General features: G+C 40.7%; 3 protein-coding genes. All 3 read right to left on the reverse strand.

Annotated elements, in window-relative coordinates; genetic code table 11:
• On the reverse strand, window positions 1-6,572 hold a 6,572-nt coding region (locus B7692_RS07130), incomplete at its 3' end, for a beta-N-acetylglucosaminidase domain-containing protein (protein ID WP_084930318.1).
• A gap of 142 nt (window positions 6,573-6,714) precedes the next feature.
• Window positions 6,715-12,957, reverse strand: a complete 6,243-nt coding sequence (locus B7692_RS07135) for a SpGH101 family endo-alpha-N-acetylgalactosaminidase (protein WP_084930319.1) — start codon at window positions 12,955-12,957, stop codon at window positions 6,715-6,717.
• A gap of 365 nt (window positions 12,958-13,322) precedes the next feature.
• A partial coding sequence (locus tag B7692_RS07140) for an alpha-amylase family glycosyl hydrolase (protein WP_192855488.1) occupies window positions 13,323-13,997 on the reverse strand: 675 nt, incomplete at its 5' end.

Raw genomic sequence — 13,997 nt, forward strand, 5'->3', positions numbered from 1 at the left:
ACTTGATGGATTCGGTCCAGTTTCATTCCCAAATAACTATTTGCAGGAAGTTTTGTACCAGATGGGATCTGAAGATCATAACGTCCTAGGCTATCAAATACTGGTGTTTCTTTGAAAGCATCAACATTAGTATCTGTTAATTCAGTATTTCCAGAACGTGTTTCAACAGAGAAATCTGCAATGCGCCACCAGAGATCGATAGCTTTGGTATTACGTACTCGGACATAACGAGCGTTAATAGTTCTTGTGACTTCCTTAGTTTGCTCACCTGTTAAACTATCCAATTCTTGCCATGTTTTTCCATCAGTAGAGTATTCAAGTACACCTGAAGTTAATTTATCTCCTGAACCTTGGCGAAGACGAACTTTTGTCACTGGCTTAACTTCACCCAGATCAAGTTGAGCCCAAGCATCAACTGGTGTAGTGTTGCTACCATCAGCATTTGCTATCATAGCTTCTGTATTATCTTTACCATCAGTAATTTGACTTGCTGATGTTCTCAATTTATAAACTAGATTTGAGCTGAGGCTAATTGTAGCAGTTTGTTGTTTACGAGCGTTCTCTACTGGACGATTTACTGCAATCTCGCGAACTGCAAACCAGGTGTCATCACGATCTTCTGTAGCAATCATACGTACTGCTTTAGCTTTGATATTAAGATTTTCAAACTGAACAAGTGACTCATTACCAACATATGCTGGTTCTTTCAAAGTTATCCAATTATCTTTTTCATCTTGATACTGAACTTCAGCTTTACTAAATGTATCACGAGGATTTGCTTGAGTTCCCATGGCGAAGGTCAAATTTTGAATGGCAACTGGCTTGTTGAACTTCATACCAATGTAGTCACCTGTCTTGATACTATTTGGTGATTTACTGAGGGCATGTGTTGCTAGGTCACCATCTGTTACTTCTGCCAGACCACCTTCGACACCTGTTCTATTAGTAATGAAATTACTAATGATTTGATCTGGATACAATACTTTTTGAACTTCAGAAGCAAGAACTTCTTTCAAGGAAAGGATGAATGGACGGATATGTTGTACACCCAACTCAGCCTTTTCAAGATGGTCTACATAATGGAAAGTATGAGTTTGAGACTGTTCGTATAATTTCAAACCTTTATAATAACTGTCCCAAAGTTTAGCTGCATCATTTGACGACATCGCTTCTGTTCCTGTAAGGAAGGCGTCTAAAGCTTTCATTTGATCAATTGTATTATCCAACCAATAGTGAATTTGGTTAACCATTTTTGGATCACCAGAAGCTTTATAAACTTCAGCTGCTTCTTTAATCTTGGTAAATTCTGCACGCAAGGCTACACGCTCTGCAGTTACATCCTGACCCGCTTTGAGCTTAGTCATGAAGTCTGTCAATTTTGGAGCTAATTCAACTGATTCTTCAAGTTTTACTACACGACCATCCATGTTTTGGTTGATCATGTGCTTACCGAGTTCGCGGAAAGCTGCTGATACCTTGCTATCTTCAAAATGACCATTTTCAACAAAGTTGAAGGCAATGTCATTGAGTTTCTTAGCTTCTTCTTCTGATTTCCACTGTTTCCATGTATATTGAGCTCCAGCAAAGAGGGCAATCTTAGATGGTTCAGACTGTTGCATTGGGTTCAACATGATACCGGATAGCAAGCTTGGATCTACATTCGGATGAAGGAATTTTTCACCACCACCTAGAATCAAGTGTTGTTTAGAGTTATCTGTAACTGGCCAGTTCACCCAAAGTGATACTGGACGATAAGTTTTACCACCTGCAGTTAGATTGTTCTTGAGAGTTGATAAGAAACCTTCAGAAACTTCACCCCAAATCTTACCACCCGTCAAGGTCATAGATGTTGAACTTGGGAGATTTTCATTTAGAGATTTCAACTCTGCTTCACGTCCATTACCCCAATACTGACCTGGAACAAAGATCATTTCTTTGCGAAGACCGCTATAAGTTCCTTGCATTTCTGTCAACCAGTTGGTCATATCCTGCATCAAGCGGTTGTAGCTATTATAGCCTCCAACTGGGCTTGGTGCATCATCGGCTAGAATACCAAATTCACGGACACCCACTTTCATCAACTGAGTAAATTTGGCCTTGATGGTTGCCAAATCTTCTTGGTAATGCGCTTCATTACCAAAGCGGATACGGTTGTTCATGAATGGATGAATGGTCCAGACATAGCGAGTTTTACTTTGATTTCCGACGCGAGCAAGTTCACGAATTTCAGCTAGTTTTTCTTCTGGGTATAGTTCACGCCATTTCTTGTTGTGATATGGATCATCTTTTGGTGCGAAGAAGTATTGGGTCAATTTCAAATCGCCACCAAAACGCATGAGTTCAGCACGATCTGCATTAGACCATGGATTTCCATAGTAACCTTCGATGAAACCACGGTTCTTGATTTCAGCGTAATCTTCCACTGTCACATTGCGTAGGACTGGCACTTGGCTTTCCTTGAGCATGTGTTTCAAGGTTGTCAAACCATAGAAGACTGCATCTGTATCTTTTCCGACGATGGAAATCGAGTTATCTTTGATGGTCAAGGCATAGGCATCAATCTTGTCAAATAGTCCTGCTGAAACCTTGGACATGTTTTGTTCTGCTTGTGAACCTTGTCCATGCACTCCAAGATAGATATTAGTTGCGCCAGCAACTGCTGATTTACTAGTAGTATAGGATACTTGATTGTCCTGCAAGACACTCTTCAAGCGGTTGCGAGTATAGATATCGAGTTGATCCCCCATTACTAGATTGACTTGCTTACGAAGAGCTGTGACTCCTTCTCCATAAGTCACTTTTTGTGGAGTTGGGAAGACCTTGTACTCTTTCTTGAGATAGTCTGCGCTCTTGCTGGCAGCTGCAATGCTGTCTTCGCTAGCTGGTTTACTTGCAGTGAATTGATCTGCCAATTCAACTGTTCCATCACCTGTTTGATCTACTTCTGGAGTTTCAGGTGTAGATGGTTGTTCTGGTTCTGGTGTTTCTTGTCCCTCTTTGATGGGTTTCAATAGATGAACTTCAGCTGCACTTGCAAAGCCCCCAACACCTGATAGAACTTTCAACTCAATCTTGTTGGTATGAACCGCCGCAAAGTTAACTGTTTTTTCTTGAGCGTTGTTGTCCCAGCTTCCTTCTGAAACCTTGACCATTTGGCCATCTTTTTGTGCGTAGATTTCGTAGCGAGTCACGACCCCATTTCCACCACCTGGACGTGGAAGATAAGTCAAACCATTGACTTTTTCTGCTTCTTTCAAGGTCATGGAAAGAGTGTACGGAGCAGTATCACCAGTCCATTTAGTATGCCAGAAGGTATTTGGATCATTGTCAAAGGCTTTTTCAACAGTGCCTTCAGTCGCTGTTCCTGGTGTTTCTTGACTAGTTGCAGAAACTGTGAAATGATTTGTTTGAATCAAACGAGGATTTACAAATGGTTTATCTGACAACTCTGCACTATGCAAGATTCCTTTGAAACCACCGATGCTTTCAAGCGGTAGTACCAAGCTATTGTAGGCAAAGCGAGGGTGAGCTGGATTTGCGATACGTTCAATCTTCTCACCATCCACATATAATTCCGTTGTTTGTGGTTTGGTCACGATAGAGATTTGATAACGTTTATTCTTTTCAAGTTTTTTCTTGAACTGGATATGGAACTGTTCAAATTGATAAGCAAGATAGCCGTCTTTATCAGCTAGATAGATACGGTTGTCTCCACTTGTTGAGAAGGTTTGTTCACCGTCTCCAGTGACAGTTACATCAAACTTCAAGACATGACTTGGACCAACATCACCAGCTAATCCTTCGATACTACTGTCTTTGTCAAATGCTAAGCCTTGATCAGATGCTTTTACTTTCTTACTTGCATAGTTTTTCACTGTTTCAGGATTGATAGTAAACAAATCACTTTGATCAATCGCTCTGTCAGGATTTGACTGTGGCGCATAAGGGCTCGCTGGTAGGATACGTTCTGCAAAGGTCGCAGCCGCACGGTCAGATCCCCAAGTGCGTTCTGCAGTTGTTTGCATGCTCTTAAAGAAGCGTTTAAAGATATCATAAGATGTCAAACCTGTCTCATGAAGATCAATATTGTCATTCCAAACTGCGTGACCACCTCCAAGGATGTTTGGATTAGAAGCTTCTAGTAGCGGGCCATGACCAGTTCTGAAATCGTTTGGTGTCCAACCATTGTATTGAGTTTCATAGTTAGCATAATCACCATAAGCAGCTTGACGATTATCTCCATTCGGAACGCTATATGTTGGGATATCTGTGATATTAATAATCTTAGCTCCCTGAGCAATAGCTTCTTTTGGTTGCTGCCAGCCAATACTCCAGATATCAACTTCTACATCTTTCCAATCAACCGCTGTTTTACCTCGTTTCGCACTGAGCGATCCCCAAATACGAGGTGTATATCCTTTTCCTTTAATGTATTTAATAAGGTCATTGACATAACGACGATAGCTTTCTCTGCTTCCGTAGTATTCATCTGTTCCGATATGAACAGTAGATACCCCATGAAGTGGTGCATCTGGACCATCAAGAAGTTTGTCATAAACTGATTTGACAAAAGCCAGCGTTTCATCGTATTTATTATCTAGATCGAGCATAGCTACGCGCTCTACGTTATGTTTACCTCTGTAATCGCTCAGGCTACCTTGATACATGAGGTCAGGGCGAACTTTGACAAATGACAGAGCATGACCTGGTGTGTCAATTTCTGGAACTAGATTGATATGCAAGGCCTTAGCAAGTTTAATCAGATTTTGCATCTCTTCTTTAGTATAGTACTCATCTGATGTTAATTTTTGACCATTCTTACCGACAATATCTGTCTCTACACGGAAACCTGTCTTAGCATGTTCTAGAACATACTTAAGCTCTTCTTCTTGTGTTAAGTTCTTACCTGCCAAGTGTTCCTTTAGGAAGATATAGTTATCGTTGAGGTGCAACTGCAAGTCGTTCATCTTGTAGTAAGCCATGTTGAGCATGATGTCTACAAGAGTGTCATAAGGAATAAATTTACGACCTGTATCTAGCATAAAGCCACGGTGGCTGAAGCTTGGGAAATCACGAATTTCTCCATTTTGGAGATTGCTTTCCCCCATTTGAAGAAGAGTACGAGTAGCATAGAAGGCACCTGTGTTCGTTGCAGCTTCGATGGTAATGACACCATCTTGGATAGTGATGCCATAACCTTCCTTACCATACCCCTTGTTTTCAACCTTCTTAAATTCGATTCTTTTCTGAGCTTGTTTATCACCTGCTGCAAGTTCTAAACCTCGACTAGCCAAATCTGATTGATAGAAAGTTGCTGCCTGATCAAAACCAGAATCTCCTGTCGCAAGGACAGTATCTGACGTGATAGACGATTGTCCTTCTTTTCCATACCATTGTTGAACAGCTGGAGCTACTTTAGGTTTAACTCCTACTCCTTCATCCTGATGGACACCCTTGATTAGAACTTCAAACTCCTTAGTAAAAGTATGAGAATCTTGGACTTGCTCCACCATAACTTTCACTCGTTGATCAGTCAGAGGTTTATAGATATGATTTTGAAGATCGATAACACCTTGCTTATTGCTTCCGATGAGGCTAACTTTTCCTGGTAAAGATGGAAGTACTAAAGATTGTCCATCCTTAGCGACTGTCAATTCCGTAACTTGGCGAATATCTGTCACTTTAGTTGGATCAGGGATATTTGAATAAGCCCGAATTTCTTGAATCCCAGCGTTTCTCCAGCCCATTGTACCCGCTTGATAGTCATTGATTTCTAACTTGAGATATTTAGCTTGAATACTATTGGCTAAGTCAACTTTCTCATCTAAAACAGGTTCTCCAGTCTTGGTATGAGCTAGCTTCCATTGTTTTTCTCCACTAGCATTTACATCATCTTGACCTGCATAGTAGAGGCTCCAAGATTTGATATTTGGATCATTTTGACCATTGCGAACGCGACGATCCCAATCAATTTCCACATGTCTAATAAGTGTAGTCTTGGGAAGAGTTAATTCGAAAGTTGGTTTGTTAATATTTGGATTTGTTGCCCAACGAGTATCAGGATCCCCATCTACTGCCTTGTCAGCAGTAAAAGGAGTTCCAGTTTCTGAGTCGTTTGCTTGGACAGTGACACCTTCTAAGTGGTTACGATCTTCTCTATCTTCAATTTGATTTTCAACTGGTTTGATTGTAGGTGTAGCTGGTTCTACAGGTTTAGAATCTGCTTTTGGTGTTTCAATCGGCTTCAGAGTCTCAGCTGGTTTGGGAGCTGTTGGAGTTGTTGCTGGGCTTGTTTCTTCAGTTGCTGCAGTATTTTCATGATTTTCTTCATGTCCTGCATCTGCCGTTGCTTCTGATTCAGCTTTCTTTAAAACAGCTGCTAAATCGTCCGGCAACTTATCTAGGGGCTGAGCTTGTGTGATAGTTCCTTCTTTCTCAGGTGTTCCAACTGTCTCAGCAGCCTGCACTACATTTGCACCAAAGATACTAGCACCGATCATTACAGAGGCTGCACCAATTGCAAATTTTCGAATACTATAGTGACAGCGTCTTTCAAAAAAATGTCTATCCATCTTTATCCTATTCCTTTCATCCACTTATTACAGTAAGCGGTCTCATTTCCAATTTAAAAATGGAGAGAACCTAGAGGTTCTCTCCAACTAAGTTATTTCTGTCTAAATTCTAGTTCCAGTAAACTCTAAAATCCAGTCTTCTTTAATTTTCTTTACGTTTTGTTGCAAGTACAGCAGCTGATAAGGCAAGACCGACGCTAGCTAGGAAGATAGCTGTATCAGATTGGCTTTCTCCTGTTTCCGGCAATCTCTTCTGATCTTCTGTTGAAACTGAAGTTTTAGATTCTGTAAGTTTTCCTTGGCCCAATTGACTAATCTGATACTCAGGTTTTTCAATAGTTGGTGCTGCTTGATCACCTGCTGTAGCCAATAGTCCTGTGTAGGCTGGCTTTTCGTTTACCAAAGCTTCTACCGCATTGACACCTCCCTTAAATTCAGGAACTTCAAGAACTGGAGGTTGCTCTTCGCCCTTGCTGCTTGTAGGAGCGTCTGGTTTAGCAGCCTTATCTTGTAATTGATTGAGATAATCTGCAAAGTATTTCACCATTCTTTCCGTCAAGAGATGGTTATCCGTCGCATATTTCATGCTCGCCTGAACTCCAGCCACTTCCTCTTGATTTTCTTTGTCTGTCAATTTTTGAGCCTTAGCTAAAGCTGCTTCATATCCTGACAAGTCAAGCGGTGTCTCTGCTACCTGTGGACGGGTAAAGATGAGTTCCGCTGCAGATTGGTATTTATCTCCACCGTCTCCGTAAGTCTTTGTTCCCGTAAGGACGATTTTCTTAGCCTTGATTGTCTTACCAAAGTTAATGTCTTTTGGCTTATTGTTATCAGGCCAGTCCGTCGCAGTGAAAGTGTGCTCCTTGCCAGACTCATCTGTTACAACGAGTTTCACATCTCTCAAGTTACCATTTGAACCTGAACCACGTGGAACATAGCGAAGTCCTGTGATTTCAGTTGGTTCTTTCAAGACCATGGTTGCAAACTTGCCTACGTCTCCACCATTCCAAGATGTATGCCATAGGCTAGATAGATTTCCATCAAAGGCATTCTCAAGACCTTCACCTGGTTGGGCAGGCGCATCCAAACTTTCAAAGTCTTCTGCTACCAAGGCTGTTTTCTTTTGAACCAAGGCATTCTTCAAGGCTTCAATCTTGGCAATCTCTGCACGTGCTTCTTCGACACTGATATCATCATCTGCTTGACTGAGGTTAAAGACAGCTTCCTTCAAGGCATCCATAGATTCCTTAGTATAGTTAGTCATAGCAACTGTTGGCAAGTAATTCTTCAGAGCATTTTCTGTCAACATCTTACCAGTTAACGTGATTTCCTCGATTTGAAGTTTATCCATGATGAAGTCATTGTAACCACGGAAGTTCGCATTTCCACCAGAATCTCCACGAGTATTGCTTGCGTTACCAGTTGAGTAGATACCCACCCAAGTATCGCCTGTTTCTGCACCTGTTACGAGGAAGGTTACCTTCTTAGCTTTCTTAGAATCTGTCCAAGTATTTGGCAATTCATGCATTTCCAAATTACTTGCTTGATTACCACGACGACCTGACTGGAATTCTCCCTTACCAACTACAAAGGCATAGGTATTGTCAGAGCCTACTTCGTATTCAAAGGTTACACGATAAGTCTTACCAGCTTCAAAACGGAAGTTTTGAGGGATTGTTTGGTAAACCAAGTTACGACGGCTCACTAGTCCATTTGTCTTCAATGACCAATTGCCTTCGATAACATCATCGACTTTCTTACCATTCCAATCACGTTGTGTATATGGATCATGTTTTTCAGATAAGTGAGTGCGATTATCCTCCACTCCTTCGATACCACCAATTACAAATGGGAAGATACCTTGAGCAACATTTTCGAAGTCTTGTTTAAATGTTCCTTTACCTGTATCATGATTATCTCCGTACATACTTGAATTGTTTTCAAAGGTACGAATTTCATCAAAGTAAGTTGCTTCATCACCAGCTTCACGACTCAAAGTAAGAGTGACATTTGATACATCTGAACCTGTTGTAAAGAAGGCATACATGTTTTGGAAGTAACTTGTATCGTCAACTGTAGCATTGTCACGACGAGTATTATGAGCATAGGCCTTAACATAGTTAAGAGCTAGTGACTTATTGGTATAGCTAGTCACTTCTTTTTCACCAGTATTCACTGTGATACTTGCTTTAGCATTACTGCGGTTATCAACACCGACATAAACAGCATACTTAGTATTTGGTTTCAAACCAGTCAGTTTCTGAGTAAGGCTCACTGTGCTCTTATTACCTTGGATACGAAGCATTTCATTTGCGCCTTGTGATTTGACAATTTCTGCCTTAGAAGCATCACCAGAAATAGTCCAGTGTTTCAAAGTTCCACTGTTAAATCCTTGGTCATAGATATGCATACCCTCACTCCATGACATTTCAGGATTGGTTTGTTTTGAACGGTAGAGAACATATGGTTGATTTGCAGTAAGGTCAAGGGTAATCTTACCATCTTTCACAGCTACTTCCTGTTCTTCAGTCTTACCTTGGTCAGTTAGCTTATAAAGGTAAACCTTGCTTTTTGCCCAATCACTAGGAAGTGTCCAAGTTGTTGCACCAGCTTGCGTATTGAAGTAGTACATTTTTTCCTTATCAGCAGGAAGTTTCTTACCATTTGCATCCCAGTTCCAAGGAGTCAAGTAAGCTGAACCATCTTGAATGACACGTCCATTGAGAGTCACTGTACGTTCACGGTATTGCGGGCTATTGACATCATTTGACTTACGAGTCACAACAACTTTGTTATTATCAGCATCTACCAATTCCACTCGCATTTCTGGAGTCCATTTATAGGTGCTACCGTTATCAGACATAGTGACTGGTGTACCATTTTCCCACTTGCTTACAGCAAAGTGTTGGAAATACTTGGTCATGACGTCATGAGCAAACAAGTTAGTTACATAGCCATTGTAGTCACTTCTTCCTTGCCAACCTTCAAAGTCTTTCATGCTGTAACCACCTAGAAGTGGATAGTTGGCTGCACCACCGTAACTTCTGTAATCCCCAACCCAAGAATCTTTTTGGTGGTTACGGATAAAGCGCGTAATGGCACTGTTGATACCTTTATTAGTATAGCCACCATAGGTCAAGTCAGCTGCCCAGTGTTGGAATGTCGAGTCGTATTCACCACCATGACCCCACTCGATCGCAAAGCGCCAGCCTTGTTTGTTAATTTCTTTAGCAAGAACGTGGGTAGCCCAGGCACCATTATCACCTGATTGACCATTGCCCCAAACGTCCACATAGATAAAGTCAAGACCTTCACCAAGTTTGTTTTTCAATTCTTCCCAACGAGCTAAGCGACCATGCGCCAAATCATAAGCAGCATCAATGTTAATACCTTGATCTAGCCAGTTCCAACCATAGCTGTAGCTTCCATCTGGATTCTTACGAAGAATATTTTCGTTAAAGTATTTAGACTCAGGATAAGTTTCAGAAGCGTTGACGTGGATACCTAGATGAGCTCCATATTTCTTCGCTTTCTCAATCAAAGCCTTGAAGTCTTCGACACCACCAATGCGTTTACCAATATCAGCATAGTTCAAGTGACCAGAGTCATGACCTTCACTACCATAACCTTTAAGGAGAACACCTTGTCCAAGACCATCTGTATGGAGATTGATCTTCTTGATACCATCCAAGGTCATAAGGAATGGGTTTTGTGCTTGAGAACCAAAGTTCATCGCGATACGATATGCTGTGATATCCTTAACTTTTTCCCAACCTTGAGGGTTGTTCATGATACTACGATAAGCAATGGCTCCATCCTGCCAGTCGACTTTACTATCCGCATTGGCATCTTCAGTGATCACAACCTTGGCACTTGGAAGTTCCTTAGTATATTCTGGGAAAACAATACCCTTATATGCTTTTTCCCATTGCCATTCAGAGCTTTGAATTCCCACATAGTTTGTATTTCCAATAGTTTGTTTGAATGCTGTCAAACGAGTCCAGTCATTCGAACCGCCACCGTAGCTGTTTTGAGAATTGCTCCAGACACCTGCAGCAAGCTTATCTGTAGAAACAAAACCATACATGTAACCCTTAGCCAAATCTTTCATTGGATTGGTTACAGCAATATGATCATCTCCACTGATATGAGTGTTGTTTGACATTGTTGCCCCATCAAACTTAGCCCCAGCTTGGTCGCTTGAAACCGACACAAGTGAGTTCCCTAAGAAATTGATAGAGGAGAGAAGTTTTCTTTCATCATCAATCTTCTGACCTGGAGTAACTTGGTTGTGGTTGACAATCTTGGTTACATCAAAGTGCAATTGATTGTCCACAACTTGCAAACGTACGGTCATATCTGAATTGATGAAATTCTTCTCATCACGAAGCTTCATCAAGTACTCTGCAGTAGTATCATTGATCTTCTTATAGGTGACTTCAGGTGTAATTTCGTGATTGTTTACTAAGATTTTCTTAAGTTGTTGAACCTGTCCAGGTAAAGTATGCCCATTCAGCGTATATTCCTTGACACGTGGAAAAGCTTGGTCAATCACTGCTTTTAGGACTTTAGACTGGATGGTATCATAAGTCACTTCACTATCATCTACCACCGCACCAGTTTCTTTTTCAGCAGTAGCTTCAGTAGCTTGAACTCCGTCTTGATTGTCAGTCTTAATATTTACAACTGTCTTTTCAGTACCATATGTACCAGCTTTAAGTAAGATTTTCTTTTCATTTTTAAGATTTTCATTAACAGCAGCTGGCAAAGTAACCGTATCAAAAAGTTTTACATCATTATTTGTTGCATTCAGCTGACCATCTGATTTTAAACTAATAGTCAGATGATTCACTGAGCCATTTACTGGAGCTGCAACACGACCACCCTGATACCATGTGCTATTACCTGGTGTCTTGTATTCCCAGAACCAACCTGATTTATCATATCCAACAAAGACATTATTGTTTGTATCTTTAAATTTCAAGAAGACACCAAAACGTGATTTGCCTGTTTCAGATTCTTCTTTGAAAGTAAGATCTACATTCGCATTACCGTTTGCATCCACAGTCAATCCTTGTTTTTCAAACAAGGCTGGTTTGCTGGCATTGTCATTTTGATCTGTTGAAGACAACTTATTGTATCGAACACCATTTTCCTCACGAATGGCTACAGTCCCTTGCTGTTCTTTTCTTGCTACAGTTTGCCATTCAGGAGTGACTTCCTTTGGTGTCTCTGGCTTATCTGTCGCTGGTTTTTCTTCTTTCGGCTTATCTGCTTTTGGCTTTTCTTCAACTGGTTTTTCAGTTTCCTCTAAATTCGCTGGTTTTGAACTAGAGATTCCCTTAATATGATCTTGGATCCATTTTAATTGAGCTGGAGAGAAAAGGATTCCTCCACTACGGACTCCAACCACACCATTTTGATGAACCCCAATCAATTTACCATCCGTGTCAAAGATACCGCCACCGCTAGCACCTGGTTGTCCACCTTGGTAACCAACTCCTTGGACTCCTTCACCATAAGATTCAGCAAAATCCACAGCAGTGTTAATAACTGGCGCCAACTTACCAGCAGGATAGCCAAACATATTGACTTTATCCCCAACTTTCTTAACAACTGGCTTTTCAGTAACTTCTACAGGAGCATTTTCAAGAACTGTACGCAATCTTACAAGAGCTAAATCATTCTTATAACCCTTTAGATAGCCATCTCGATCCCAGTGAATCACATCTTTTTTACTAAATTTTACATCATCTAAACCAGGGTAAGAGATACTAAAAATATCGCCATCCCCTTTGTCATTATCCACAACCTTACGGATATTTCCATCTTGTTGATCCTTGATAAAATTATGAGAAACAGTCAAAACAAGATCCTTGCCAATGACAATACCACTACCTTCTCCTGATGGAGTCTTAATCTTAACAGTAGCGCCATAGTTCAACTCTCCATTTTTTGTTTTGGCAACATCGTCAGGAACTAGACTGCCAGTATCTTGTGCTAATTGTTCTTTATTTACCTCTTTGCCATTATCAGTAGCTTTTTCAAGTTTGCCTTCCAATTCTTTCGGCAATTTCTCAGTAGTTTCTTTGTTTTTCTTTTCAAGAGCTAATAACTCTTCTTCAGTTTTTGGTCCATCTGTTGTTTCAGCAGAACCTGGATTTGCTACTGCAGCTTCCTTATCGAACTCTCGCCCATTATCGCTCGCTTTTTTATCCAAATCAGCCAGTTCACTTGGCAAATTATCTGTTGAGCCAACTGTTGGTGTGTTAGCCATTACTGGAGCAGTAGCAAAAAAACTAGCCCCAATCATAACTGAAGCAGCACCTAGTGCAAATTTACGAATACTGTATGTACAACGTTTTTCAAACAATCCTTTATCCATTAAGTCCTAAATCCTTTCACTATATACGTAAGCGTTTACATCTGCTGTTCAAAAAAATACTCCTTTCTGTCTAAAAAGTGTAACACTTACATCATTAAATAAAAAATAATTACACTTTTAATATAACAAATATTGGCAGATAAAGCAATAGGAAAGCTAGGAAAATTGCTAATTTTTTCTTAATTTTGGCAAAACCATGCTCTGAGATATAGGGGGAAATTGTCACAAAATAAAAAGAGTCTGGAACAATAGTCCCTTATCTCCAAAAAAAGAACCTGAGACAAAATAGTTCTCAGCCACAAAAAAGCTAGAGATTTCCAATTGCGGAACTCTAGCTTTTTAATTTTGAGTTGTTCTCTAACTTTTTAGTCAGTCAATTCCACACAGAAAGCATCCCATGGAGCCAAGATTTGTTTTTCAAAAACTTCTTGAACCGCGGTGTTTTCAATCAAGACCGATTTGACGTTTCCTTCTACGGTCAAGTCTTGCTCTTCATTGGACAAGTTAGCCACAACTAGGAAACGACGGTCCCCATCTTTACGGATATAGGCGAAGACCTTGTCAGTTGTTTCCAAGAGTTCAAAGTCAGCTAAAATCAGCCAGCTATTTTCCTTACGGATTTGAACCAGTTTCTGATAGGTATAGAAAATAGAATCTGGATTTGCCAGCGCTTCTTGAACATTAATTGCTTGATAGTTTGGATTGACTGCCAACCAAGGCTGACCTGTTGAGAAACCAGCATTTTTGCTCTCGTCCCATTGCATAGGGGTACGGGCATTGTCACGTCCAATGACACGGATACTGTCCATGATTTCTTCCATCGGAACGCCTTTTTCAAGAGCCTCACGCGCATAGTTGAGGGATTCAATATCTTCTACTTGGTCCAGTGTTTCAAACGGATAGTTGGTCATCCCAATTTCCTCACCTTGGTAGATATAAGGAGTCCCTCTCATGAGATGAAGCAAGATGGCAAAGGCTTTGGCAGATTTTTCGCGGTATTCTTGGTCATTTCCCCAGATTGAGACGATACGAGGAAGGTC

Source organism: Streptococcus mitis (assembly GCF_002096925.1).
Classification (GTDB): Bacteria; Bacillota; Bacilli; order Lactobacillales; family Streptococcaceae; genus Streptococcus; species Streptococcus mitis_AF.